General features: G+C 73.2%; 21 protein-coding genes and 1 tRNA gene. 8 read left to right on the top strand and 14 right to left on the bottom strand.

Features of this window, described 5'->3' with window-relative positions; genetic code table 11:
* Positions 1 to 281: 281 nt before the first annotated feature.
* Positions 282 to 358 (bottom strand) — tRNA-Thr (locus tag M8C11_RS03495).
* A 365-nt stretch (positions 359 to 723) separates the two neighbouring features.
* On the opposite strand from M8C11_RS03495, the gene M8C11_RS03490 reads away from it, so the two are divergent.
* Positions 724 to 1,815 carry an ABC transporter ATP-binding protein gene (locus M8C11_RS03490; protein WP_252448287.1) on the top strand — a complete coding sequence of 364 codons (1,092 nt, stop codon included), beginning with the start codon at positions 724 to 726 and terminating at the stop codon, positions 1,813 to 1,815.
* A gap of 60 nt (positions 1,816 to 1,875) precedes the next feature.
* Here the strand turns inward: M8C11_RS03490 and rlmB are convergent, their stop codons facing one another.
* Together rlmB and cysS are read right to left on the bottom strand one after the other, a co-directional pair.
* Positions 1,876 to 2,997, bottom strand: a complete 1,122-nt coding sequence (gene rlmB, locus M8C11_RS03485) for a 23S rRNA (guanosine(2251)-2'-O)-methyltransferase RlmB (protein ID WP_120572843.1) — start codon at positions 2,995 to 2,997, stop codon at positions 1,876 to 1,878.
* Positions 2,997 to 4,412: a cysteine--tRNA ligase gene (cysS, locus tag M8C11_RS03480; RefSeq protein ID WP_120572842.1), complete on the bottom strand. Its 1,416-nt coding sequence runs from the start codon at positions 4,410 to 4,412 to the stop codon at positions 2,997 to 2,999. The genes rlmB and cysS overlap by 1 nt, the downstream gene beginning before the upstream one ends.
* A gap of 63 nt (positions 4,413 to 4,475) precedes the next feature.
* Here cysS and M8C11_RS03475 point away from each other — a divergent pair, with 63 nt between their 5' ends.
* Both M8C11_RS03475 and M8C11_RS03470 read left to right on the top strand, forming a co-directional pair.
* Positions 4,476 to 5,123, top strand: coding sequence for an IclR family transcriptional regulator (locus tag M8C11_RS03475; protein ID WP_047891141.1), 648 nt, complete (start codon positions 4,476 to 4,478; stop codon positions 5,121 to 5,123).
* Between the two features lie 275 nt (positions 5,124 to 5,398).
* Positions 5,399 to 6,571 carry a hypothetical protein gene (locus tag M8C11_RS03470; RefSeq protein ID WP_252448286.1) on the top strand — a complete coding sequence of 391 codons (1,173 nt, stop codon included), beginning with the start codon at positions 5,399 to 5,401 and terminating at the stop codon, positions 6,569 to 6,571.
* A gap of 68 nt (positions 6,572 to 6,639) precedes the next feature.
* Here M8C11_RS03470 and M8C11_RS03465 read toward each other — a convergent pair whose 3' ends face one another.
* The 3 genes from M8C11_RS03465 to M8C11_RS03455 all read right to left on the bottom strand — a co-directional run bounded on the left by M8C11_RS03465 (position 6,640) and on the right by M8C11_RS03455 (position 10,068).
* Positions 6,640 to 8,328 carry a S8 family serine peptidase gene (locus M8C11_RS03465; protein WP_252448285.1) on the bottom strand — a complete coding sequence of 563 codons (1,689 nt, stop codon included), beginning with the start codon at positions 8,326 to 8,328 and terminating at the stop codon, positions 6,640 to 6,642.
* An 88-nt stretch (positions 8,329 to 8,416) separates the two neighbouring features.
* Positions 8,417 to 9,115, bottom strand: a complete 699-nt coding sequence (locus tag M8C11_RS03460) for an HAD family hydrolase (RefSeq protein ID WP_121683876.1) — start codon at positions 9,113 to 9,115, stop codon at positions 8,417 to 8,419.
* Entirely contained in the window at positions 9,112 to 10,068 is a 957-nt protein-coding gene (locus M8C11_RS03455) for a DMT family transporter (RefSeq protein ID WP_091425602.1), read from the bottom strand. The genes M8C11_RS03460 and M8C11_RS03455 overlap by 4 nt, the downstream gene beginning before the upstream one ends.
* Before the next feature lie 72 nt (positions 10,069 to 10,140).
* On the opposite strand from M8C11_RS03455, the gene M8C11_RS03450 reads away from it, so the two are divergent.
* On the top strand, positions 10,141 to 10,686 hold the full coding sequence (locus M8C11_RS03450) for a CGNR zinc finger domain-containing protein (protein WP_120572837.1): 546 nt from the start codon (positions 10,141 to 10,143) through the stop codon (positions 10,684 to 10,686).
* Here M8C11_RS03450 and M8C11_RS03445 read toward each other — a convergent pair.
* The 6 genes from M8C11_RS03445 to M8C11_RS03420 form a co-directional block, all read right to left on the bottom strand.
* Entirely contained in the window at positions 10,650 to 11,249 is a 600-nt protein-coding gene (locus tag M8C11_RS03445; RefSeq protein ID WP_252448284.1) for a GNAT family N-acetyltransferase, read from the bottom strand. The genes M8C11_RS03450 and M8C11_RS03445 overlap by 37 nt on opposite strands.
* Before the next feature lie 54 nt (positions 11,250 to 11,303).
* Complete coding sequence (locus tag M8C11_RS03440; protein WP_374666925.1) at positions 11,304 to 12,704, bottom strand: class II fumarate hydratase; 1,401 nt, start codon at positions 12,702 to 12,704, stop codon at positions 11,304 to 11,306.
* A 53-nt stretch (positions 12,705 to 12,757) separates the two neighbouring features.
* Positions 12,758 to 15,733: an AfsR/SARP family transcriptional regulator gene (locus M8C11_RS03435; protein WP_252448281.1), complete on the bottom strand. Its 2,976-nt coding sequence runs from the start codon at positions 15,731 to 15,733 to the stop codon at positions 12,758 to 12,760.
* Between the two features lie 249 nt (positions 15,734 to 15,982).
* On the bottom strand, positions 15,983 to 17,650 hold the full coding sequence (locus M8C11_RS03430) for a fumarate hydratase (RefSeq protein WP_128136745.1): 1,668 nt from the start codon (positions 17,648 to 17,650) through the stop codon (positions 15,983 to 15,985).
* A gap of 76 nt (positions 17,651 to 17,726) precedes the next feature.
* Entirely contained in the window at positions 17,727 to 19,127 is a 1,401-nt protein-coding gene (locus tag M8C11_RS03425; RefSeq protein ID WP_256485212.1) for a PQQ-binding-like beta-propeller repeat protein, read from the bottom strand.
* 108 nt (positions 19,128 to 19,235) lie between these two features.
* A complete protein-coding gene (locus M8C11_RS03420; RefSeq protein ID WP_252448279.1) occupies positions 19,236 to 19,730 on the bottom strand; it encodes an Lrp/AsnC family transcriptional regulator in 495 nt (164 codons plus the stop codon).
* Between the two features lie 140 nt (positions 19,731 to 19,870).
* Here M8C11_RS03420 and hppD point away from each other — a divergent pair, with 140 nt between their 5' ends.
* Genes hppD through hisC form a run of 4 tightly spaced genes read left to right on the top strand, consistent with a single transcriptional unit; the run spans position 19,871 to position 23,951 of the window.
* A complete protein-coding gene (gene hppD / locus M8C11_RS03415; RefSeq protein ID WP_071097563.1) occupies positions 19,871 to 21,076 on the top strand; it encodes a 4-hydroxyphenylpyruvate dioxygenase in 1,206 nt (401 codons plus the stop codon).
* Between the two features lie 10 nt (positions 21,077 to 21,086).
* Entirely contained in the window at positions 21,087 to 21,791 is a 705-nt protein-coding gene (locus tag M8C11_RS03410) for an RDD family protein (RefSeq protein ID WP_252448278.1), read from the top strand.
* 55 nt (positions 21,792 to 21,846) lie between these two features.
* The gene (locus tag M8C11_RS03405) at positions 21,847 to 22,851 is read left to right on the top strand and encodes an RDD family protein (RefSeq protein ID WP_252448277.1); all 1,005 of its coding nucleotides are present in this window, start codon (positions 21,847 to 21,849) and stop codon (positions 22,849 to 22,851) included.
* Entirely contained in the window at positions 22,848 to 23,951 is a 1,104-nt protein-coding gene (hisC, locus tag M8C11_RS03400; protein WP_121685904.1) for a histidinol-phosphate transaminase, read from the top strand. The genes M8C11_RS03405 and hisC overlap by 4 nt, the downstream gene beginning before the upstream one ends.
* A 121-nt stretch (positions 23,952 to 24,072) precedes the next feature.
* On the opposite strand, the gene M8C11_RS03395 is transcribed toward hisC, so the two are convergent.
* Positions 24,073 to 25,326, bottom strand: coding sequence for a PQQ-binding-like beta-propeller repeat protein (locus M8C11_RS03395; RefSeq protein ID WP_252448276.1), 1,254 nt, complete (start codon positions 25,324 to 25,326; stop codon positions 24,073 to 24,075).
* A 67-nt stretch (positions 25,327 to 25,393) separates the two neighbouring features.
* Entirely contained in the window at positions 25,394 to 25,879 is a 486-nt protein-coding gene (locus M8C11_RS03390; RefSeq protein WP_252448275.1) for an SRPBCC family protein, read from the bottom strand.
* Positions 25,880 to 25,884 lie beyond the last annotated feature (5 nt).

Raw genomic sequence — 25,884 nt, 5'->3', positions numbered from 1 at the left:
CCGCGCGGACCCGGAGCTACCCGTCTGCGGCGGCCCATGGGCCCCCCGCTCTCCGCGCCAGCCGCCGGGCTTGTTGCGTGGCCGGAGTCGGAGCGCCAGCGGAGCGACGGACGCGCGCCCAGGCGGCGGCGCGTGCGGCCCGTTCAGGGCCGCCAACCTCGACGCGATGCGTCAGGCGCTCGGCAAGCTCGACGGGCGGCTGTCGTGACCGCCGTTGCTGTCAGCGTTGCTGTCATCCGGCCAGATCGCAGCGGCTGCCGCCGCGAAATGCCTTGTGGAATTGGAGCCCCCGGCCGGGATCGAACCGGCGACATCTCGCTTACAAGGCGAGTGCTCTGGCCAGCTGAGCTACAGGGGCGCGTGCGTCGGGCTCAGCATAGCGACTGGGCCCCGGAAATCCCGCCTCGCAGGGCTCCCGAGCACGGAAAACGTCGGTATCCCGACCGGTGCGGCCGATGGATCATCGCCCGGCCGCGCTCACGGGTGGGGAGATTGATGCCTCGCAGTGCCTTCCTGACCGTTATGCGTATGCCGTCCGTCCCATCCGACGCGCCACGTCTTGGCACGATCGCGAAAGCCGTTTACCGTGCAGTGACGCGGACGACACTCCGGCCGGCCTCGGCTGCCTGAGCGACGACCCCGTTGGCCGGTGCCTTGGGCACCGGTCGCTCCTTCACTCGGATCGTCCGGCACGTTCCTGCCGGTGAAAGGAAGCGCTCCATCATGGCTACGGTCACCTACTCGAAGGCGTCCCGGATCTATCCGGGCACCGAGCGCCCCGCCGTCAACCAGCTCGACCTCCAGATCGGTGACGGGGAGTTCCTCGTCCTGGTCGGCCCGTCCGGCTGCGGCAAGTCCACCAGCCTCCGGATGCTCGCCGGCCTGGAGGACGTCGACGACGGCGCCATCTACATCGACGACCGGGACGTCACCCACCTCCCGCCGAAGGCCCGCGACATCGCGATGGTCTTCCAGAACTACGCCCTCTACCCGCACATGACGGTGTACGAGAACATGGCGTTCGCGCTCAAGCTGCGCAAGACCTCGAAGTCGGAGATCGACCGGCGGGTCAAGGAGGCGGCCGGGCTGCTCCAGCTGGAGGAGTTCCTCAGCCGCAAGCCGAAGGCGCTCTCCGGCGGTCAGCGCCAGCGTGTCGCCATGGGCCGCGCGATCGTCCGCGAGCCGCAGGTCTTCCTCATGGACGAGCCGCTGTCGAACCTCGACGCCAAGCTGCGCGTCCAGACCCGTACCCAGATCGCCTCGCTGCAGGCGAAGCTGGGCGTCACCACCGTCTACGTCACCCACGACCAGGTCGAGGCCATGACCATGGGTCACCGGGTGGCGGTCATGCTCGACGGCGTGCTCCAGCAGGTGGACACCCCGCGGGCGCTCTACGACACCCCTTCCAACGTCTTCGTCGCCGGCTTCATGGGCTCCCCCGCCATGAACATCAAGACGGTGAAGCTGACCGAGCAGGGCGGCGCGTTCGCCGAGATGATCGTGCCGCTGACCCGCGAGCAGGTCCAGGCGGCCAGCGCCGAGGGCGGCGACGGCAAGGTCACCGTCGGCTTCCGGCCGGAGGACTGCGACCTGGTCAGCCCGTCCGAGGGCGGCATGCCGGTCGTGGTCGAGCTGGTCGAGGACCTCGGCTCCGACGCCAACGTCTACGGCCACGCCGCGCTGGAGGGCCACAACGAGCGGTTCGTGGTCCGCACCGACCGCCGCAGCATGCCGAACATGGGTGACACCGTGTTCGTCAAGCCGCGTACCGGCCGCAGCCACGTCTTCCACGCCACCACCGGCCAGCGGATCTGACGTACGTACGCGAGAAGGGGCGGCCCGCCACGGCGGACCGCCCCTTCTTCGTACTCTCGATCAGACCTCGACGGACCGGCGGCGGGCGACCTCGGCCAGCGTGACCGCGGCGGCGACGCTGGCGTTGAGCGACTCCACGTCGGAGACCATCGGGATGCTGACGGTCAGGTCGCAGGTCTCCCCCACCAGGCGGGACAGCCCGCGCCCCTCGGAGCCGACCACCACGACGAGCGGGCCGACGGCGGCCTCCAGGTCGTACAGGTCGGTCTGCCCGTCGGCGTCGAGGCCGACCACGACGAAGCCGGCGTCCTTGCAGGCCTTGAGCGACCGGGTCAGGTTGGTGACCTGGGCGACGGGCACGCGCGCGGCCGCGCCGGCGCTGGTCCGCCAGGCGGTCGCGGTGATCCCGGCGGCACGCCGTTCGGGTACGAAGACACCCTGCGCGCCGAACGCGGCGGCCGACCGGATGACCGCGCCGAGGTTACGCGGGTCGGTGACGCCGTCCAGCGCGACGAGCAGCGGGGCGGCCTGCTCCAGCGCGGCGGCGACCAGGTCGTCGAACGGCTCGTAGGCGAACGGCGGCACCTGGAGGCCGACGCCCTGGTGCAGCACGCCGCCGGTCATCCGGTCCAGCTCGGCGCGGCTGACCTCCAGGATCGCGATGCCGCGGTCGGCGGCGGTGCGGACGATCTCCTTGACCCGGTCGTCGATGTCGATGCCCTGCGCGGTGTAGAGCGCGGTCGCGGGCACCTGGGTGCGCAACGACTCCAGCACCGGGTTGCGCCCGACCAGCAGTTCCGGGCTGTCCTTCGCCGGGTTGGCCTTGCGGCCCGGCGCGACCCGGGGACCGCCCCGGCCGCCGGCCGGCTTGCCGCCCCGGCCCTTGGTCGTGGGCGTGCCTCGGCCACCGCCCTTGCCCCAGGTGGTGTCCTTGGTGCCGGGCTGGCCGATCTTGGGCGCGCGGCCCTCCTCGGCGGCGGCGCGGCGCTCCTTGTCCTGCTTCCAGGCGGTGCGCTGGGGCAGCTTCTCGGTGCCCGAGTACGCCTTGTGCCACGGCCGCTCGTCGGCGGGCAGCGTGCGGCCCCGCCCGGCGAGCGAGTCCTTGTTCTTGCCACCGGTGCCCTTGGGGGCGCCCGCCTTCGGCGTCAGTCGCCGGCCACGGCGCTGCGAGTTGCCGGCCATCAGTCCTGCTCTCCAATAGTCCAACGCGGGCCCTGGGGGGTGTCCTCGACGACCACGCCTGCCTGCTTGAGCTGGTCGCGTACGGCGTCGGCGGCAGCCCAGTCCTTGCGGCCGCGGGCCTGCGCGCGCTGCTCCAGGGCCAGCGCGATCAGGGAGTCCACCACGCCGCGCAGGTCGTCCGTGCGGCCGCCGCCGGTCCACGCCGGGTCCAGGGGGTCGACGCCGAGGATATCCAGCATCGCCCGGGTGGCGGCCAGCGTCGTGCGGACGGTCACATCGTCGCCGGCGGTGAGCGCGGTGTTGCCGTCGCGGACCACCTCGTGCAGCGCCGCCAGCGCCGCCGACGTGTTGAGGTCGTCGTCCATCGCGGCCACGAAACCGGCCGGCAGGTCGCCGGGCCGGCCCGGGCCGACCCGCTCGGTCGCCCGCTGCACGAAGCCCTCGATCCGCCGGTACGCCACGGCGGCCTCGCGCAACGCGTCCTCGGAGTAGTCGATGCGGGACCGGTAGTGCGCGGCCACGTAGTAGTAACGCAGCTCCACCGGGCGGACCCCGAGCGAGGCCACGTAGTCGAGGTCGAGCGTGTTGCCGAGCGACTTGCCCATCTTCGTGCCGCCGATGCCGAGCAGACCGTGGTGCACCCAGTAGCGGGCGAACGGCAGGTCGGCGGCCTGCGACTGGGCGATCTCGTTCTCGTGGTGCGGGAACGTCAGGTCGAGCCCGCCGCCGTGGATGTCGAACTCGGGGCCCAGGTAGCGCCAGCACATGGCCGAGCACTCGATGTGCCAGCCGGGCCGGCCGCGGCCCCACGGCGACGGCCAGTAGGCGTCGGCCGGCTCGCCCGGCTTGGCGCCCTTCCAGAGCGCGAAGTCACGCGGGTCACGCTTGCCGCGGTCGGGGGCGTCGCCGGCGGGTTGCATGTCCGCCGGGGACTGGCCGGACAGCGAACCGTACGCGGGCCAGGAGGCCACGTCGAAGTAGACGTCGCCGGAGCCGTCGGTGGCCGGGTAGGCGTGGCCGGTCTCGATCAGCCGGGCGATCAGCTCGTGCATCTCCGGGATGTGCCCGGTGGCCCGCGGCTCGTACGTGGGCGGGAGCACGTTGAGCGCCCGGTAGGAGGCGGTGAGGATCTGCTCGTTCGCGTACGCGATCGACCAGAACGGCCGGTCCTGCTCCATCGCCTTGGCCAGGACCTTGTCGTCGATGTCGGTCAGGTTGCGGATGAACGTGACCTCGAAGCCCTTGCTCACCAGCCAGCGGCGCAGCACGTCGTAGTTGACGCCGGAGCGAAGGTGGCCGATGTGCGGCGGGGCCTGGAGCGTGAGACCACACAGGTAGACCCCCACCTTGCCGGCTTCCCGCGGGACGAAGTCCCGCACCGATCGGGTGGCGGTGTCATACAGGCGTAGCGTCACCTCACAAGGGTAGCCGTCCGCACATTTCCGGGTTGGCCGGAGCCGGGTCGTACGCTGCGTGCTGTGGACACGGCGGCGCGCACGGGAGAGACGGCACAGACCCTGGACCGGGGTCTGCGGCTGCTGCACCTGGTCGCGGACGCGCCGGGCGGGCTGACGGTCACCGAGGCGGCGCACCGGCTGGGCATCGGCCGGGCGGCCGTCTACCGGCTGGTCGGCGCGCTGACCGGCCACGGGATGCTCCGGCGCGACGGCGAGGGCCGCCTGCGGATCGGCGTGGGCGTGCTGCACCTGGCCCGCCGTGCCCAGCCGCTGCTGGCCGAGGGGGCGCTGCCCGCGCTGCGCCGGCTCGCCGAGGGCACCGGGGCGACCGCCCACCTGACAGTGGTCGAGGGCGGTGAGGGGGTCGCGCTCGCGGTGGTCGAGCCGAGCTGGACGTCGTTCCACGTGGCGTACCGGACCGGCACCCGGCATCCGCTGGAGCGGGGCGCCGCCGGCCGGGCGGTGCTGGCCGGGCGGGCCGGTGATCCGGGGCCGGTGAGCACCAGCGGCGAGCTTCAGTCAGGCGCGTACGGGGTGGCCGCGCCGGTGCTCGGTGTGCCCGGCCTGGAGGGCAGCGTCGGGGTGGTGTCGCTGACCCCGCTCGACGTGGCCGACGTCGGCGCCCAGGTCACCGCCGCCGCCGAGGCGGTCGCCGCCGCGCTCTCCTGATCCCCCGCATGCCCTCACGCCAGCTCGGCGAAGTGGCCACATCAGCGCACCCAGGCCAATCCCTCCACACTCCCTCACGCCAGCTCGCCGGAACGGCTGTATCAAGGCGGACGGATGCCGCCACCTCCCCGAGGTGGAGTGGATCATGCAAAGGCCGATGGCCTTAGCACATGGACAGGGCCGGGTGGGGGTTGTCCACAGGGTGCGGTGGGCGGCGCGGCTGCGGCTGTCCACAGGGGTACCGATCTCGACCCGCACGCCGCCACGCTCGTCACATGCCACCTCATCCTCATCGACCACCGGAGTTGGCCTGGCAGGTCTTCCGGGGCTCGGAAGCGATCCGGCGCGGGCTGTTGTCCCGGCATCACCTGCGCGGCTCGTCCTGGATCCGGCTCCGGCAGGACGTCTACGCCGACGCGCGGCTCGACCGCGACCACGCGCTGGCCTGCCGCGCGGCGCTGCTACGCATGCCACCCGGCGCGGCGATCGCCGGTCCTTCGGCCGCCTACCTGCACGGGGTCGAGCACGCCGCCGACTTCACCGACGACGTGCACGTCCTGCTTCCGGCCACGGTCCGGGCCGACTCCCAGCCGGGGGTCCGGGTGCACCACGCCCCGATGTCGAGCACCCGCAGCGGCCTCCTGGTCCCCGTGGGCAGCGCCGCACCCGCGCGAACCAGCTCACCCGTCGGCACGAGGTCGCCCGTCGGCACGAGCCCATCCGCAGGCGCCAGGTCGACCGGCGCGGCGCCGCCGTCGGCGGACCGCCGTCCGGGCACACCGGGCCGGACCAGGTCACCGAATCCGGCCGACTCCCGCAGCCGGCCCGGCCCGCCCGGCCCGGCCGACCCGCAGGACGCAGCCGCCGCATCGAACCCGTTCGCAGAGTCGTCCCCCGGCGCGGTGATGATCCTGGCCGGGCCTCCGCCCCGCACCGAGCCGGCCGCCTGCGCCTGGGAGACGGCGGTCTGGGCCGATCCGGTGGAGGCGGTCGGCATCATCGACGGGCTGCTGCGTACCGGTTCGGTGAAGCGGTCGGCGCTGGCGAGCGAGGCCGCCCGGAACGCCTGTCGCCCTGGCGGTCGGCGGGCGGCGTGGGTGTTCGGCCTGACCGACGGGCTGGCCCAGTCCCCGCCCGAGTCCCACCTGCGGGTCCGTCTCGTCCTCGCCGGCCTGCCCCGCCCGGTGGCCCAATATCCGGTGCGGGTGTCGACCGGCCTGATCCTGCACCCCGACCTGGCCTGGCCGGAGTTCCGGGTCGCCGTCGAGTACGACGGTCAGTGGCACTCCGACGCGGACCGGATGCATCTCGACCGGCGGCGGCTCAACCAGCTCGTCGCGGCCGGCTGGCTGGTGCTGCACGTGACCGGCCGCCGTCTGCGCAAGGAGTTCCCGGTCCTGGTCCGGGAGATCCGCGCCGCACTGGTGGCCCGGGGATGGCGGCCGTGACACGGGCCGGAACGCCGAGGTGGCGGCGTCCGGGAACTCCGGACACCGCCACCTCGGGGAAACAGTCGTTACGGTCGCACGTTCGGCTTGACCGGGGTCTTCACGGCGGCGTAGGCGTCGACGATGCCGTAGCCGTAGAAGCCGTTGAAGTTCAGCGAGCCCGCGCAGTACGCGTCGAACTCGGCGTCCCGGCCCTCGTTGGTGTAGCTCTGCAGCCGCGGCTCCGGGCAGGCGTGCTCGGCCGCCGTCCGGTAGAGGTGCTGCTCGACCAGGTTCGGCGCCATGCCGTAGCCGTTGCGGCCCTCCTTCTTGCCGTGCTTGCTGACGATCAGCGCCGCCACGCCCGAGACGTGCGGGGACGCCATCGAGGTGCCCTGGAGGTAGGTGTAGTAGCCACACTCACCCTTGGCGGTGCACTGCTTGAACACCGAGTTCTCGAAGCCGGCGACGATGTCGCCGTTCTCGTCGACCGACCCCTCCTCCTGGAGCACCTTCTTCGGGTACGTGGAGAGGATCATGTTGGCGTCGGTGCGGTACGTGTCGGTGCCGAAGCCGTCCCGGAACCAGCCACCCGGCGCCGCCACCGAGATCTGCTCGGTGCCGTAGTTCGAGTAGTCCGACTTCTTGCCGGACGGGCCGACCGCCGACACGCCGATCACGTGCGGCCCTTCGACCGGCAGGTCCCAGCAGGTCGCGTTGTCGATCGGCCGCGGGTACGGGTCCGCGCCGTAGTCCGGGCTGCTCACGTCGGTGCGCGGCGCGCCCAGGTCCTCGTGGTTGTTGCCGAGCGAGCCGACGAGCGTGACGCCCTTGCGGTGGGCGAAGTTCAGCGCCCGCTTCATCGCCTCGATGACGGTGCGCTGCTCGGCCTGCGCCTCCGGCGAGTCGGCCGGGTTGGCGGTGCAGTTGTAGAGCCACGGGTCGACGTAGAAGGACATGTTGACCACGTCCAGCCCGGAGCGGCCCGCGTGCACCAGGGCGTTCACCACCGGGTTGAGGAAGAAGTAGCCGCTGTCCTGGCCACCCTTCAGCTCGACCAGGGATACGTTCGGGGCCACGCCGGAGAGGCCGAAGCCGTTCGCGGCGGCGCCGATGGTGCCGGCCACGTGCGTGCCGTGCCCGCCGTCGTCGGTGCCGACCGGGTCGAGGCAGCTCGCCACCTCGCACGGGCCGTCGACCTCGGGGATGTCCGGGGCGAAGTTGCGCGACAGCGCCCAGTTGAAGTTCGGCGCCAGGTCGGGCTGGCTGGCGTCGACACCGGTGTCCAGGATGCCGACCGTGACCCGGCGGTCGCCCGGCTCGATCTTGCGGGCCTTGTCGGCCCGGATCATGTCCAGACCCCAGAGCTTGTCGTCCAGCGGGTCCATCTTCTTGCCGTTGTTCCTGGCGGCCTTGCCCTTGGTCGCCGCGGCGGCCAGCAGGTGCTCCTGCTCGACCCGGTCCAGCTTCGGCTTGCGGCCGATCGCCTTCTCCTCGGCGGCGCCGACCAGCGCGCCGGCCGCGGTGGCCCGGCTGGCGAAGTCCGCCCGGTCGCTGGTGACCTGGAACAGGCCGACGTCGTCGGTGCGGGCGACGACCTTGCCACCGGCGGCGGTGATCGCGGCGACCGCCGCGTCGCCGGAGACACCGCTCTCGGCCAGCACGGTGAAGGTCCGGAACTCCGACGGCGCAGCGTTCGCCGGGATGCTCAGGCCGGTCACCGTGAGTGCCAGCGAGGCCGCAGCCGCGACCGCGCCGGCGGTGAAGCGCTTGCTCACCACATCAGATCCTCTCGTTGAGGGACGTGGTGTCATCCCACATCACGGGAGCGGGTTCCGCCAGATCGACGTCCGTTATCGGCGGCAACTAGGCATTCGCGTTCGTCAAGGTGGTGAGCACCGTGGACAGTCCGGCGAGGGTGGACACCTCGGCGTCCGGTTCGAGGCCCCGCGGGCGGGGCAGCCCGGCCCGGTTGAGCCAGACCGCGCGCAGTCCGGCCCGCTGGGCGGCGACCACGTCGTGCTCCGGCGAGTCACCCACGTGCACGATGCGCGCGGCGGGCAGCCCGGTCGCCGCCACCACCGCCGCATAGAACTCCGGCGCCGGCTTCTTGGGCAGGCCGCCCTCGTGCGCGTACAGCTCGAAGGCGAACTGCCCGGCGAGGCCGCAGCGTTCGGCACGGCTGTTGCCGTTCGTGGCGAAGCCCAGCACGTGGTGCGGGCGCAGCGCCGCCAGCGCGGGCAGCACGTCCGGGAAAGGGCGGCTCAGCGCGTACCGGCGGGCGAAGAACAGCGCCGCGAACTCGTCCAGGTCCGCCTCCAGCCCGGCCCGGGCCAGCGAACGGGTCAGTGCGGCCCGCCGGATCTCCTGCACCGGGGCGGCGCTGAGCGCGCCGAAGACCGCACCCCAGTCCCCCTCCAGGTCCGCGAGCACCACTCCGGCCGCCGCCGGGGTCCGCCGCCGCATCTCGTCGAGTACGGCGACGAGCGCGCCGGTGACCGCCGGGCGCAGGTCGACGAGTGTCTCGTCGGCGTCGAAGACGACGGCGCCGAGCGGCCCGCTCATCGGTCGCCGGCCAACACCGGTTCGGCCGGCGCAGACGCCGACGGTGTGCCCCGCAGTTCGTCCGCCCGGACCAGGGCGACACCGCCGAGGATGAGCACGCCGCCGGCCAACTGGATCAGGCTGGGCAGTTCGTCGAGGACCAGCCAGGCGATCAGCACCGCGAACATCACCTCGGTCAGCCCCACGAAGGAGGACAGCCGCGCCCCGAGCAGCCGGGTGCCCGCGACACCAGCCAGGTACGCGACCACGGCGGCGATCAGCGACAGCCCGGCGATCGGCACCAGCCAGCTCACCCGGTGCCCGCCGAAGGTGACGTCGGCGGTGCCGGCGGCGAGCGGCAGCGCTCCGATGCCGCCGAGCAGCAGCAGCGCCAGCGCGCCGACGGCCATGCCGCCGCTGGCCATCACCACCGAGGGCAGGCCCGCGTCGATCCGGCCGGCGATGACGAAGTATCCGGCCAGCCCGACGCCCGCGCCGAGCCCCCAGAGCACGCCCACCGGGTCGAGCCGCCCGGCGCCGGTGAGGTCGAGGACGAGCACCAGCCCGCACAGGGCGGTGACCGAACCGGCCACTGTGAGCAGCCGGGGGCGCTGCCCGTGGACCAGCCACATCCATCCGACCACGAGCACGATGCCGAGGTATTCCAGCAGGAGCGCCACGCCGACCGGGAGGTAGCGGACCGCGTTGAAGAAGCAGGCCTGCGCGGTGGCCACGCCGAGCAGCCCGAACAGCACGACGCTCACCGCGTTGCGGCGCAGCACCGCCCACCGGCCGCGTAGCGCCAGCACGGCGGGGACGGCGAGCACCAGCGCGGCGATGCCGACCCGGGCGATCACCACGGCGACAGCCGACCACTCGCCGGTGATCAGCGGCCGGGCGAAGGTGCCCGAGGTGGCGAACGTGATCGCGGAGAGCAGTGCCAGACCGAGCCCGGCGCCGGACCGTTCACGCATCGGGATCTCCTGGTCATGAGTGAAGGGAGGTTATGCTGATGACGCTAGGCGCAGCCTCGGACAGGAGTCAAGTTGCTTTTCGCTCATGACACCGAATGCGCGCTGGTCGCCGCCGCCGCGCTGGTGAACACCGCCGGCGACCCGGACGGGCTGCCCGACGTGGCCGCTCTGGACGCCTTCTTCACCACCCACGGGTGGAGCGGCCGGCACGAGCACACCGACGCCGAACTGCGCCAGGTCCGCGCGCTGCGGCCCCGGCTGCGCCGCATCTGGTACGCCGACACCGACGAGGTGGTGGCGATCGTCAACGGACTGCTGCGCGAGTCGCACGCCCTGCCGCAGCTCGTCCGGCACGACGACGAGCCGTACCACGTGCACGCCGTACCACGGGACGCACCGCTGGCGACCCGGATGGCGGTCGAGGCCGCGATGGCGATGGCCGACCTGGTCCGGATGGGCGAGCTGAGCCGGCTGCGGCACTGCGACCACCCCGACTGCGACAACGTGCTGGTCGACCTGTCCCGGAACCGGTCCCGCCGGTTCTGTGACGCCGGCTGCGGCAACCGGGCCGCGGTGAGCGCCTACCGTGCCCGCAGGGCCGCGGCGTCCCACTCCTGACGGGTCGCGGGCCAGGCGTCGCGGGTCAGCTCGTACTCGACCTCGCCGTGCTCCGTACCCGGGATCGGGTCGTCGAAGGCCAGGTGGAACGTGCGGACGTAGCGCAACCCCGCGCGGGCCATGACCGCGCGGGAGCGGTCGTTGACCGCCATCGTCTGGGCCCACACCCGGCGGACGCCGGCCGTGTCGAACGCGTGCCGCACCAGCGCCCGCGCGCCCTCGGTGGCCAGCCCGTGCCCCCAGGTCGCGCGGCGCAGCCGGTAGCCCAGCTCCGCCTCGGCGCCGTCGTCGGACGGGTCGAGCGAGTGCCAGCCGAGGAACTCGCCGGTGAACCGGTCGAGCGTCGCCCAGCGGCCGAGCCCGGGGTGCCGGGCGTACTGCGCGAGCACCCGGGGCAGCACCTCGTCCCGGTACGTCCCGGCCGGGGTCGGCACGCCGCCCGTCAGGAAGCGCATGACCTCCGGGTCGGCGTCCAGCGCCACCAGCCGGTCCACGTCGTCCGTCGTGAACCGGCGCAGCGTCAGCCGCGCGGTCTCCAGCAACACACCGCCGTCGTCACGCACGGTCGGATCATGCCGCGCCCACCGTGACGGGTCGAGGCAATTACCGGCGCCCGGTCAGGGGTGGGTCATCCGCAGCAGGTCCAGCGCCTCGTCCAGCTGGGTCTCGGTGAGCTTGCCCGAGTCGACGTGACCCCGCGAGATCACCACCTCGCGGATGGACACCTGCCTGGCCAGCGCCTCCTTGGCGATCGAGGCGGCCTCGTCGTACCCGAGGTGGCGGTTGAGCGGGGTGACGATCGACGGCGAGCCCTCCGCGTACGCCAGGCAGACCTCGGCGTCCGCGACCAGGCCGGCCACCAGCCGCTCGGCGAACAGCCGGCTGGACGCGGCGATCAGCTTGATCGACTCCAGCAGGTTGCGGCCCATCACCGGGAGCATCACGTTCAGCTCGAAGTCGCCCTGCGACCCGGCGAACGCCACCGCCGCGTCGTTGCCGATCACCTGGGCGCAGACCTGCCGCATCGCCTCGGCCACCACCGGGTTCACCTTGCCCGGCATGATCGACGACCCCGGCTGGAGGTCGGGGATGCGCAGCTCACGCAGCCCGGCACGCGGGCCGGAGCCCATCCAGCGCACGTCGTTGGCGATCTTGTAGAGACCGACCGCGACGGTACGGAGCTGCCCGGACGTCTCCACCAGCGCGTCCCGGGCGCCCTGCGCCTCGAAGTGGTTGCGTGCCTCGGTCAGCGGCAGGCCGGTCGACTCCCGCAGCTTCCCGATCACCCGGTCGGCGAAGCCCAGCGGCGTGTTGATGCCGGTGCCCACAGCGGTGCCGCCCAGCGGCAGCTCGGCCAGCCGGGGCAGCACCGACTCCAGCCGCTCGACGCCGTAACGCACCTGCGCGGCGTAGCCGCCGAACTCCTGCCCGAGCGTGACCGGCGTGGCGTCCATCAGGTGGGTACGCCCCGCCTTGACCACCGTCTCGAACTCGGCCGCCTTCTCCTCCAGTGCGCCCGCGAGCTGCTTCAGCGACGGGATCAGATCCTCCACCACGAACTGGGTGGCGGCCAGGTGGATCGAGGTGGGGAACACGTCGTTGCTGGACTGCGACGCGTTGACGTGGTCGTTCGGGTGCACGTCGCGGCCCAGCTCCCGGCCGGCCAGCGTCGCGATCACCTCGTTGGTGTTCATGTTGGACGACGTGCCGGAGCCGGTCTGGAACACGTCCACCGGGAACTGGTCGTCGTAGCCGCCCTCGGCCACGTGGGCGGCGGCGGTGGCGATCGCCTGCGCCACGTCCGCGTCGATCACCCCGAGCTCACCGTTGACCAGGGCCGCCGCCCCCTTGATCTGCGCCAGGGCCTTGATCTGGGCCGGTTCCAGCCCGCGCCCGGAGATCGGGAAGTTCTGCACCGCGCGCTGGGTCTGCGCCCGCCACAGTGCCTCGGCGGGCACCTCCACCTCGCCCATCGAGTCGCGTTCGATCCGGTAGCCGGTCGCCTCTGGAGTCGTCACGCGTTCCATCCTGCCGCGCATCCGGGCGGTGTGCAGGGAAAGTGGCGTGGCCCTCAGCCCAGCTCGGCGAGCAGCCTCTCGGTCTCCCGCCGGTCCGGCGACTCGACCTGGCGGAACAGCGCCAGCGCCCGCGCGGCGTACCGGCGGGCCTGGTCGAGGTCGGTGTGCCGCAGGCACCGGGCCAGGCCGTCCAGGGCCCGGGCCTGCTCGTAGCGCAGGCTCAGTCGCGTGGCGTCGTCCAGCACCCGGCGGTGCAGGTCGATCGCGGCGTCGACGTCGCCCAGATCGTGCAGGGCGCGGGCGAGGAGGTTACGGGAGGCGCACTGCCCGATCCGGTCCCCCGCGTCGGTCATCGCGAGCAGAGCGGCCCGGTGCTGGTCGGCGGCCTCGGCCGGGCCGCCCGCCTCACGCTCCATCATGCCGATCTCGTTGAGGATCTCCCCCTCCCCGAACCGGTTCGCGGTGCTCCGCTTCAGGTGCAGCGCCGCCCGGAGCAGCCGGCGGGCCGGCCCGGTGTGGCCCAGGCGGTGCCGGATCATGCCGAGGTGGCCGACCGCGTTCGAGGTGTGCCGCGGATCCCCGGCCTCCCGCCCCAGGACGATGTGCCGGCGGGCCGCCCGGAGGGCCAGGTCGTACCGGCCACGGAACAGCTCGGCGACGGACAGCATGTTGAACAGGCTGGATATGGTGGCCGCGTCGTCCGGGTAGCGGCTGATCCGTAGCGCCTCGTCGACGTACCTGACGCAGCGCTCCGCGTCGTCGGTCCCGAAGCACACCGCGGCGAGGTTGGAGAGCGCCTGGACCTGCTCCCGGCGCAGGCCGAGCCGGCGGTACCTGTCGACGCCCGCCTCCAGGAACCGGATCGCCTCCGGAAAGTCCCCCAGCCGGAACTTCGCCGAGGCGAGGTAGTTCATGGTGATGGCCACTGCTTCCTCGTCCCCCGACCCCGTGGCGGCGCGCAGCGCCACCTCATGCGTCTCGACCAGTTCGTCGAGGTGGCCACCGACGAAATTGGACCACCAGCACGCCCGGGTCAGCTGCCAGCAGTACGCCGGGAGGCCCTCCGACTCGGCCAGGTGCACCAGTCCGACGAGAGCCGCCCGGTTCTCGTCGAACCAGGACTGACCCGGCCCGTCCTGGACCGGCAGCAGGTCGGGACGCCGCGGCGGCGGGAAGGCGACCTGGCTCAGCGCGCCCTGCTTCGTCTCGGCGACGATCGCCAGGCCGACCGCCACCTGAAGGTGATGGTCGAGCAGGTGGGCCACCGCCGTCCGGCGCTCGTCCGGACGGTCGGTCTCGGCCAGCAACCGGCGGGCGTACTCCCGGAGCAGGTCGTGGAGGCGGTACCGGCCCGGCGCGGTCTCCTCGGCCAGGTGCACGTCCACCAGTTCGTCCAGCAGGTCCTGGGCCTCGGGCAGTGGCACGTCGGCGAGCGCCGCCGCCACCCGGTTGTCGAACCGTACGCCGGGGTGGAGCCCGAGCAGCCGGAACAGCCGCCGGGCCGGCGCCGAGACCTGCGCGTACGAGAGCGTGAAGGCGTGCCCGACGGAGCGTTCGCCGACCGCCAGCTCGGCCAGTGAGTCCTGCGCCTCGGCCAGCCGCCGCGCCAGGTCGGCGACCCGCCAGTGCGGGCGGTGCGCGAGCCGGGAACCGGCCAGCCGGATGGCGAGCGGCAGGTGACCGCACCGCCGGGCCACCTCGGCGGCGGCCGCCGGCTCGGCGCCGACCCGGTCGGCGCCGACGATCCGGCCGAGCAGTTCGACGGCCTCGTCCGGGTCCAGGACGGGCAGCGAGTGTGGACGCCCCTCGTCGAGGCCGGCCAGCCGGCGACGGCTGGTCACCAGCACGAGATTGTCCGGACCGCTGGGCAGCAGCGCCGCGGCCTGGGCGGCGCTCGCCGCGTTGTCGAGCACCACCACGGCCCGCCGGTCGGCCAGCTCGGAGCGCCACATCGCCAGCCGGTCCTCGGCGTCGACCGGCACCCGCTCGGCGGGCACGCCGAGCTGTCGCAGCAGGGTGGCCGCGGCCGCCGCGGGGGTCAGTGGGCTGCGCTCGCTGTAGCCGTGCAGGTCGATGAAGAGTTCCGCGTCGGGGAACCGCTCGCGCAACGCGGTCGCGACCTGAACGGCGAGGGTGGTCTTGCCGCTGCCGGCCATGCCGTCGATCAGGTACAGCCGCGTCCCCTCCTCGACGATGTCCTTGACCAGCCGCGCCATGGTCTGCTGACGACCGGTGAAGTCCCGGATGGCCCGGGGCAGCGTGCGTACGGGCGCCGCGGGGCGCGGACCGGCCGCCTCGTCACCGGCCAGTACGCGCTGGTGCAGTTCCTGCAACGCCGTGCCGGGCTCGATGCCCAGTTCCTCGGCGTAGATCCGGCGGCCGTCCCGGTAGACGGCCAGTGCGTCCGCCTGCCGGCCGACCGCCGCGAGGGCCAGCATCAGCTGCCCCCGCAGCCGTTCCCGCAGCGGGTTGTTCTCGACCGCCTCGGTGAGCTCGTCGACCAGTTCGGTCCCCCGGCTCAGCCGCAGCTCGACGTCGACGCAGTCCTCCAGTACCGCGAGCCGTTGCTCGTCGAGCGCCTGGGCCCGCAGCCGCACCAGCCGGGCCGGGATGCCGGCGAGCGCCGGACCGCGCCACAGCGCCAGGGCGGACCGGTAGTGGCGGCGGGCCTCGGCCGGCCGGCCGGCGGCCGCCTCGGCGCGGGCCGTCTCCACGGCACGGGCGAACATGTCGGCGTCGAGGTCGTCCGGCTCGATCCGGATGCCGTAGCCCGCCGGGTCGGTGACGATCGTGTCGGCCGGCAGCCCGAGCGCCGCGAACCGCTGCCGCAGTCGCGAGACGCAGATCTGGAGCTGGGTCCGCGCGGTCGCCGGGGGACGGTCCTCCCAGACGGCGTCGACCAGATCCTCCACCGGCACCACGCGGCCGGGGCGCAGCAACAGCATGGCGAGTACGGTGCGATCCCGGCCCGCGGTGACGGTGGCTTCGCCGCCACCGACCCGCAAGGGCCCCAAGATCCCGAATCGCATCCGCGCCCCCGCCTGCCGCCATGCAACTTCCAGCAGCGTAGCCCGGCGGTCACCGAGCGGCGCGACGAGGCGATAGCGATCCGATAGCGACGGCACCCAGACTCGACACGGGTTGTCGGTGACGGCATCCGACGGGGGCGGTGCGCCTGCCCGGCCACTCGGCCGGGCAGGCGCACCGATGTCGATGCACGACGGACACACCGAGGGGCGCCCGGGACATTCCCGGGCGCCCCTCGCGTACGTCTGACGTCAGCGCCGGCCGACGGTGAGCACCGGCTTGGTGACCTCGGCGAAGAAGTCGTTGCCCTTGTCGTCGACGACGATGAAGGCCGGGAAGTCCTCCACCTCGATCTTCCAGACCGCCTCCATGCCCAGCTCGGCGTATTCGAGCACCTCGACGTGCTTGATGCAGTCCTGCGCCAGGCGGGCGGCCGGGCCGCCGATCGAGCCGAGGTAGAAGCCGCCGTGCGCCTGGCAGGAGCGGGTGACCTGGGCGGACCGGTTGCCCTTGGCCAGCATCACCATCGAGCCGCCGGCCGCCTGGAACTTCTCCACGTACGCGTCCATCCGGCCGGCGGTGGTGGGGCCGAACGAGCCGGAGGCGTAGCCCTCGGGGGTCTTGGCCGGGCCGGCGTAGTAGACCGCGTGGTCACGCAGGTATTGCGGCATCGGCTCGCCCGCGTCCAGCCGCTCGGCGATCTTCGCGTGCGCGATGTCCCGGGCGACGACGAGCGGGCCGGTCAGGGACAGCCGGGTCTTCACCGGGTACTTCGACAGCTCGGCCCGGATCTCGTCCATCGGCCGGTTCAGGTCGACCCGGACGACCTCCTCGGTCTCCAGCGTCTCGTCGGTCACGTCGGGCAGGAACCGCGCCGGGTCGGTTTCGAGTCGCTCCAGCCAGACGCCCGACGGGGTGATCTTCGCCACCGCCTGCCGGTCGGCCGAGCAGGAGACCGCGATCGCCACCGGGCAGGAGGCGCCGTGCCGGGGCAGCCGGACCACCCGTACGTCGTGGCAGAAGTAGCGCCCGCCGAACTGCGCGCCGATGCCGAAGTTGCGGGTCAGCTCCAGCACCTCGGCCTCCAGCTCCAGGTCACGGAAGCCGTGCGCGCTCATCGAGCCCTCGGTGGGCAGCGCGTCAAGGTACTTCGCGGAGGCGTACTTCGCGGTCTTGAGCGCGTACTCGGCGGAGGTGCCGCCGATGACGATCGCCAGGTGGTAGGGCGGGCAGGCCGCGGTGCCGATGAGCCGCAGCTTCTCCTCCAGGAACTGCATCATCCGCGTGGGGTTCAGCAGCGCCTTGGTCTCCTGGTAGAGGTAGGACTTGTTGGCCGAGCCGCCGCCCTTGGCCATGAACAGGAACTTGTACGCGTCGGCGTGGCCGTCCGGGTCCTCGGCGTACAGCTCCACCTGGGCGGGCAGGTTGCTGCCGGTGTTCCGCTCGTCCCACATGGTCAGCGGGGCGAGCTGGGAGTAGCGCAGGTTGAGCCGGGTGTACGCCTGGTAGACGCCGCGCGAGATCGCCTCGGCGTCGGTGCCGTCGGTGAGCACGTGCCGGCCGCGCTTGCCCATCACGATCGCGGTGCCGGTGTCCTGGCACATCGGCAGCACGCCGCCGGCCGCGATGTTGGCGTTGCGCAGCAGGTCGAGCGCGACGAAGCGGTCGTTCGGCGAGGCCGCCGGGTCGTCGATGATCGAGCGGAGCTGAGCCAGGTGGGCCGGGCGCAGGAAGTGGGCGATGTCGTGCATCGCCTCGGCCGTCAGCGCGGTCAGCGCGCCCGGATCCACGGTGAGGAACCGGCGGCCTCCGGGGCCGTTGACGACGTCCACGCCCTCGTCGGTGACCAGGCGGTATTCGGTCTGGTCGGGACCGGTCGGCAGCAGGGGTGCGTACGAGAAGGCGGCGGCACTGCTCATGACCGAAAAGCCTAGGGCAGAGCTGTCGATCGGTGGCACCCGCAGGTGGGTCGTGGGACGACGCTCTCACCCGCTGTCACTTGCCGCCCGCGCAGAGTTCGTTCTTCGGCCCGCAACTTCCCTGGTCGCTCGGCGGGCGCCAGCTGCCTCCCGGGTCCGGCGCCACCGGCGCGCCGTCCTGGTCCGGCCCCGGCGCCTCGCCCGCGCCGGCGCCCCAGCGGACGTACCCGATCTCCCGCCCCTCGCCGATGATCATGCCGTTCGGGCCGACCGCCAGCGCGTTCGCCGAGGTGCGCAGCTCGACCAGCACCCGGCCCTCCCGCGGCTCGACAGCGATCAGCCGGGACGGCTTCTCCTCGCTGATCACCGCCGCGTACGGGGTGAGCGCCGCACCGCTCCTGCCGCCCGCCGGCCGGGTCCAGCGGGTCCGGTCGGCCGACAGCTCCCGACCGAGCAGCGAGCCCTTGTCGGCGCTGCGCACCACTGTGTAGCGGTCGTCCACGGCGAGCAGCTTCTCGCCGTCCGCGCCGACCTGGAGCAGCCGGCCGTCGTACCCGTCGAGCACCGTCTCCCGGCCGTCCGGGGCGACCCCGATGATCACGTTGCGTCCGCCCTGCGGATCCTCCCGTTGCACGCAACCGGCGTAGTCGGCGGTGCGCAGGTTGATCCCGGTACGCCGCCACACCTGCTGACCGGTGGCCGGGTCCACGGCGGTCACCGCGTAGTAGCAGCTCCCGTCGCGGGAGGTGGCCGCGATCCGCAGCAGCCGGCCGCCGACCACTGCGAGCCGCTCCTCCCGGCCGGGCTGGACGTTCTGGAGCACCCGGCCGGTGGCGGTGTCCACCACGTGCACCCGGCCGTCGACCGGGAAGCCGAGCAGCGGCGGTACGGACTCCGGCCCGGCCACCCCGCCGTCGATCCGGGTGGCGCCGAGCCGCCGGGTGCCGAGCAGTTCCGGGTTGTCGGCGAGCACGCCGCTGTGCACGCCGGGCAGGAACGCGCTCCACAGCGGAGCGGTGCCGCGCGGCTCCCAGGCGCGCAGCGTGCAGTCGGTGGCCTGCACGCAGTACGCGTCCAGCAGCAGGTTCCGGTACGTCCAGACGGCGATCGCGCGGTCGTCGCGACGGCGGGTCACGCCGCTGACCGGGTCGAGCACCTCGTACCCCTTGTCGAGCAGCCGGCCCACGGCGACGACCGACTCCCGGCCGCTGCCCGCGACCGCCGACCAGTCGGCCTTGCGCTCCCACAGCCGGCCGCCGTCGGCCAGGTTGCGCGCCTCGATACGGGTGCGCTGCTCCACGATCACGGTGTCGCCGGCGATGGTGACGCTGCGCGGCGTGCCGCCGACACGCTGCTGCCAGACCACGTCCGGCTCGGAGATCGGCTTGCTGCGGTCGACCCAGTCCCAGAGCGCCGGGAACGGGTTCCAGACGCCGGTCGCGGCGAGGACGACCACGGTGACGAGCCCGAGCAGCAACCAGCCGCGTACCCCTAGGCCCTTCACACCGCACACGGTAGCGACGATCACCGGTCCCCCGGGCCGCGTGCGGGGCGTGTCGCGGCCCTTCTTGGGTGGCCCGGGGTGTTAAGAGCCGCCGCGGGCGGCGGAGCGGACGAGCGGCAGCGTCCGGTACGGGATCTGCTCGGCCAGCGCGATGATGGTGGAGGCGCGCCGGATGCCCTCCGAGGCGACGATCTGGTCGATGACCCGCTGGAGGTCGGTGTTGGACCGGGCGACGATCCGGCAGAGCAGGTCGCTGGACCCGGTGATGGTGTGCGCCTCCAGCACCTCGGGGATCGCGGCGAGGTGCGCGGTGACCTGGTCGTGGCCGTGCCGCTGGCTGATCTCCAGGGTGACGAAGCTGGTCACCCCGAAGCCGATCGCGGCGGGGGTGATGTCCGGCCCGAAGCCGGTGACGACGCCCCGGCCGACGAGCTTGTCGAGCCGGGCCTGGACCGTGCCGCGGGCGACGCCGAGCCGCCGGGAGCACTCCAGCACACCGATCCGGGGCTCTTCGGCGAGCAGTTCGATCAAGCGGGCGTCCAGCTCGTCGAGCTGTACATCCTGACCAGTGTTCATGGTGTCCAACCGTACCGAATGCACAACCTGACCAGGAATAACCTCAACTGTTGCCCAACTCACCGTGGCCCGTAGATCCTCGCCGGAAGAGCACATCCACGGCGGCCCGCGAGGCCGGCCGGTACGCGAGGGAGGCCACCATGACCCAGGCGATCGACCGACCCCAGTCGACCGAGGAGGTCGACGTCGACGCTCTCGTCGGCGCAGTCGACCACGACATCACCCGCGACCCGTTCCCGGTCAAGGGCATGGACCACGTCCACTTCCTGGTGGGCAACGCCAAGCAGGCCGCGCACTACTACTCCACCGCGTTCGGCATGACCTGCGTGGCGTACCGGGGGCCGGAGCAGGGCTACCGGGACCACGCGCAGTACGTGCTGACCAGCGGTTCGGCCCGCTTCGTGCTGACCGGCGCGGTACGCCCGGACGCCGACGGCGCCGAGCACGTGGCGAAGCACAGCGACGGCGTCTCCGACATCGCGCTGGAGGTGCCGGACGTGGACGCCGCGTACGCGCACGCCGTGGCGCAGGGCGCGACCGGCCTGGTCGAGCCGCACGACGTCAGCGACGAGCACGGCACCGTCCGGATGGCGTCCATCGCCGCGTACGGCGACACCCGGCACAGCCTGGTCGACCGGTCCCGCTACACCGGCCCGTTCCTGCCCGGGTTCGTGGCCCGCGGCCCGATCGTGGACCGGCAGCCGATGATCGACGCCGGCATCCAGCCGAAGCGGTTCTTCCAGGCGGTCGACCACGTGGTCGGCAACGTGGAGCTGGGCCGGATGGACGAGTGGGTCGAGTTCTACAAGCGCGTCATGGGCTTCTCGAACATGGCGGAGTTCATCGGCGACGACATCGCCACCGACTACTCGGCGCTGATGAGCAAGGTCGTCGCGAACGGCACCCGCAAGGTGAAGTTCCCGCTCAACGAGCCGGCCGTGGCCCGCAAGAAGTCGCAGATCGACGAGTACCTGGAGTTCTACCAGGGCCCCGGCGCCCAGCACATCGCCGTGGCCACGAACGACATCCTGGCCAGCGTGGACGCCATGCGCGCCGCGGGCGTCGAGTTCCTGGACACCCCGGACTCGTACTACGAGGACCCGGAGCTGCGCGCCCGCATCGGCAACGTCCGGGTGCCGATCGAGGAGCTTCAGTCCCGCAAGATCCTGGTCGACCGGGACGAGGACGGCTACCTGCTCCAGATCTTCACCAAGCCGGTGCAGGACCGCCCCACCGTCTTCTTCGAGCTGATCGAGCGGCACGGCTCGCTCGGCTTCGGCAAGGGCAACTTCAAGGCCCTGTTCGAGGCGATCGAGCGCGAGCAGGAGAAGCGCGGGAACCTGTAACACTGTCCGCGTGACCCAGCCTCCTCCGAACCCGACGCCGCCGCCCGCCGGACATCCACCCGCGGGCGGCGGCTTCGCGCCGCCCGGCGGACCGGCGGTGCCCGCACAACACGTGCCTCCGGGGTACGCCGGCCCGCCCGGCTACCCGCCGCCCGGTTACCCCCCACCCGGGTACGCCCCGGCGCCCGTCCCGCCCCCGGTGGCGCCGAACGGGCAGCCGCTGGCGGGCTTCGGCGACCGGCTGCTCGCCTACCTGATCGACACCGCCGTCGCCATGGCGGTGATGATGGCCCTGTTCGTGCCGGTCTTCTTCCTCGTCTTCTTCCGCATGATCGACGAGATGGAGCAGGCCGGCCCGAACGGCCCCGACCCGGTCGACGTCTGGACCAGCGTGTTCCTGCCGCTGCTCGCCGCCGAGCTCGGGGTCCTGCTGCTGATGCTCGCCTTCTACTGGGTCTACCACGTCGAGTACGCCCGCCGGACCGGGCAGACGCTCGGCAAGAAGGTGATGAAGCTGCGGATCGTCCCGATGCAGCCGGACGCCGCGCTGACCCGGGGCATGCTCGGCAAGCGCTGGCTCGTCGAGTTCGCCGGCGGCATGTTCGTGCCGTTCCTCAACTACCTCGACGGTTTCTGGCAACTGTGGGACAAGCCCTGGCAGCAGTGCCTCCACGACAAGTTCGCCGGAACCGTCGTCGTTAAGGTTGGCCCGTGAGCGCGAGGAGTGAGCCGGGCCTGCGAGCCCCGCAGTCGGGAACTAGGACGGCATCGTGAGTTTGGAACCCGGCTGGTACGTCGACCCCGCCGACACGGAGACCCGCAGGTGGTGGGACGGCGAGGGCTGGATCGGCGCGCCGATCCCGGTCGACGTCACCCCGCCCGACGGCCCGCCGCCCCCCGAGCCCGAGCCCGCGCCGGCCACCCCGACGCCCGCCGCCGACAGGCCGGCCTCCGGTCCGGGCGGCCGCCCCGACGCGCCCCCGACGCCCGGCACCCCCGGCCGGCCGGGCCCGTGGCCGGGCCAGCCGGGTCAGTCCGGCCAGGCCGGGCCGTGGCCGGGGCAGCCGGGACAGCCGAACCCCTGGCCGGGCCAGCCCGGCCAGCCCGGCCAGCCGGGCATGCAGGGGCCGCCGCCGGGCTGGCCGTACCCGCACTGGCCCGGCGCGCAGCCGGTCCCGCGCCCGCACGGACTGCCGCTGGCCTCGTACGGGGCCCGGCTGGTCGCGCGCCTGATCGACCTGGGCATCGTGTTCCTGCTCAACGCCGTGGTCAACGGCTGGTTCGTCTGGCGTTACGTCGAGGCGGTCTCCCCGTACCTGCGTGAATCGGTGCGCCGGGCGCTCAACGGCGACACGTCCACCGAGGGGCTGCCCCAGATCGACGACCAGGCCGGCGGCCTTCAGATCGCCATCCTCGTGATCGCCACCGCGCTCTGGTACGCGTACGAGGTGCCGTCGATGGCGGCGCGCGGTCAGACCTTCGGCAAGCGGCTGATGGGCGTACGCGCGCTGCCGATCGAGGCGGACCAGCCGCTCGGCTTCGGCCGGGCCACCCGGCGCTGGAGCACGCTCGGCCTGCCGACGCTGCTCTGGTACTGCTGCGGGCTGGGCCTGCTGCTCCAGCTCATCGACGCGGTATCGCCCCTGTTCGACCACCCGCTGCGCCAGGCCCTGCACGACAAGCGGGCGCAGACGGTGGTGGTCCAGCTCCCCCGCAAGCGTGACACCAGTACCGCCCCGCCCGAGAGCGCCGACACCCCGGGAGACACCCCATGACCGAGACCGGACGCCACCAGCCCGCGCTGCGGCTCACCCGCGCCGACCTGGACGCGCTGCCGAACTACGTGCCCGGCCGCAGCCCGGCCGACCTGGCCCGCGAGCTGGGCCTGGCCGAGGCGATCAAGCTGGCCAGCAACGAGGTGCCGTACGGCCCGCTGCCGGGCGTGGTGGAGGCGGTCGCCGAGGCGGTGGCCGGTTCGCACCGCTACCCGGACATGGGCGTGGTGGCGCTGCGCCAGACGCTCGCCGAGCGGTACGGCGTGGACGCCGACCGGATCGCCACCGGCTGCGGTTCGGTGGCGCTGGCCGAGCACCTGGTGCGCGCCACCTGCCTGCCCGGTGACGAGCTGCTCTACTCGTGGCGCTCCTTCGAGGCGTACCCGATCATCGCGGCGACCAGCGGCGCGACGAGCGTGCGGGTGCCGAACGACGCCGGCCACGGCCACGACCTCGACGCGATGGCGGCGGCGGTGACCGACCGGACCCGGATGGTCCTGGTCTGCAACCCGAACAACCCCACCGGTACGGCGGTGCGCCGGGCCGAGCTGGACCGCTTCCTCGACGCGGTGCCGGACGACGTGCTCGTGGTGATCGACGAGGCGTACCGGGAGTTCGTCACCGACCCCGACGTGCCGGACGGCCTGACCTACCTGGACCGGCCGAACGTGGCGGTGCTGCGCACGCTGTCCAAGGCGTGGGGCCTGGCCGGCCTGCGGATCGGCTGGCTGGTCGCGGCGCCGGAGGTGGCCGCCGCCGTCCGCAAGGTGGTCACGCCGTTCTCCACCAGCATGGCCGCCCAGGCCGGCGCGCTGGCCGCGCTGGCGCAGGCCGACGAGGTGGAGCGGCGGTGCGCGCTGGTCGTGGCCGAGCGGGACCGGGTCACCGAGGCGCTGCGCAAGTTCGTGCCGGACGTGCCGGACAGCCAGGCCAACTTCGTCTGGCTGCCGCTGGGCGAGCGGGCGGTGGAGTTCGGCCGGGCGTGCGAGGCGCGCGGCGTGATCGTCCGGCCGTTCCCGGGCGACGGGGTACGGGTCACCATCGGCACCCCGGCCGAGAACGACGCGTTCCTGGCCGCCGCCGAGGCCGCGCTGGCCTGACCGGGCACGCCCGGCACCGGTCCGTCAACCCCCTACGGACCGGCGCCGGGCGTCTTCGTCCGACCGATCAGACAAGAGAACTATAGGGACTTTTGTCCGTTTTGTGGCTTGACCCGCCGGATCAGGTCACGGCGAGCAGCACCGGCTCGGCCATCAGGAAGTAGCCCTGGTCGTCGTCCTCCGGAACGGCACTCTCCCGCAGCCGCTCCACCGCGACGTAGCCGTCCACCGCGTACGCCCGGCCCGGCCGCCAGCCGATCCCGTCCCGCCCCAGGTCGAGCACGAAACTGGACCGGGTCGCACCGGTGAGCGGGTCGACGGTGACCAGTTCCCGCCGGTCGGTCAGCAGGTGCACCCGCCCCGGCTCGGTCGCGAGCACCAGGGCCGGATGGATGTCCGCCCGGCGCCACAGCTCCTCGCCGGTACGCGCCGAGCGCCCGACCACCACCGGACCGGACGTGTCCACCGCCCGCTCCCCGTCCAGCACCGTGTCCGGGTGGTCCAGGCCCGGCGCGGCGGCCGGCTCGCCCGGGTCGGTCACCAGCCAGCCCCGGCTGCCCGCGCCGTCCGGCCCGGCGGTACGCAGCCCGCGGCAACCGGAGTGCCCGTGCGGGCAGCCCACCGGCGTGACGACGAGTTGCTCCGGCGCGTCCGGCGGCCGCCAGCGGGTCCGCACCGTGCCGGTCGCCGCGTCCCGCAGCTCGACCGCGGCCGGGCCGTCGCAGCGGTCCACGCCGACCAGCTCACCGCTGGCGGTCGTGCCCACGTCGGACCGGCAGTCCCGGGCCACGTCGGCGCGCCAGAGCCGGCGGCCGTCGGCGAGGTCGTACCCGCCGAGCCAACCCGGACCGGTCGCGAGCAGCACGGTCCGCCCCTCGGCCGTCCGCGCCACGTGCAGGCCGGCCGGATCCCAGACGGTGGCGGCGAAGGTGCGTCGCGGCTCCGGCACCGACCCCGGATGCGGGCCGTCGGCCCGCCAGGCCACCCGGCCGGTACGCGCGTCGAGCGCCACCAGCCTCCCGTCGGACCAGCGGCTGACCACCGTGGTCCCCTCGGCGAGCACTCCGACCAGCGTCGCCGGCCAGCGACGGAAGGACCAGAACGGGGTGACCCGGTGCCGCCCGGTGACCGGCTGGTCCGCGTACACCTGACGGGTGCCCGCGTAGACGCGGAGCCGGCCGTCCACGACGAGCGGCGCCACCGGCAGCCGCGCGAGCACCCCGGCGGTCGGCGCGGGCGCCGCCGGGTAGGGCTTCCGGGCTGCGGTGTCGACCTCGGCGGGCGCCAGCACCCGGACGACCACGGCGACCGACGCCGCGACGGCGAGCACCGCCACCAGCGCCACCACGACCCGCCGCCTCGGGGCCTTCGCCATCCGTCACCTCCGCCCCGGCACCCTACCGGCCGGGTGCGTGCCGGGTACGGGGAGCGGCCGGGTCGGCTCAGGCGGCCTCGGTGGATCGGGCGGGACCGGCGGCCAGGGCCAGGTCGGCCAGGTCACGCCGGAGCGCGCTCTCGACCGCGCGGGCGGCCAGACCGCCGAGGATCAGGGCCAGCACCCGCCCGTACGCCCGGGTCGGCACCGCCTCCTGCTCGACGGTGACCTCGGTGCAGCCGCGCCGCCGGCGCTCGACGGTGCGCAGCGTCCAGGTGATCCGGTAATCCGCGCCCGCGCCGCGCGAGCCGAGCACGAGGCGGCCGGGCGCGACCGCCTCGATCACCTCGAACTCCTCCGGTTCGGTGCCGCCGTCCGGCCGGGCACGGGTCTCCCGCCACACGGTGCCCGGTCCGAACAACCCGCCGGCGCCGAGGACCTCGACCGCGTCCACCGCCGAGAGCCAGTCGGCACGGGCCGGGAGGTCGGTGAGCAGCCGCCAGAGGTCGGCGTCCTGCGCTTCGATGAATGCGGAAACCGTCACCGTCGACATGGCAC

The organism is Micromonospora sp. CPM1 (assembly GCF_023896895.1).
Taxonomy (GTDB): domain Bacteria; phylum Actinomycetota; class Actinomycetes; order Mycobacteriales; family Micromonosporaceae; genus Micromonospora; species Micromonospora tulbaghiae.
The sequence above is the reverse complement of the archived record's forward strand: the minus strand, read 5'-3'. Positions and strand labels throughout refer to the sequence as shown.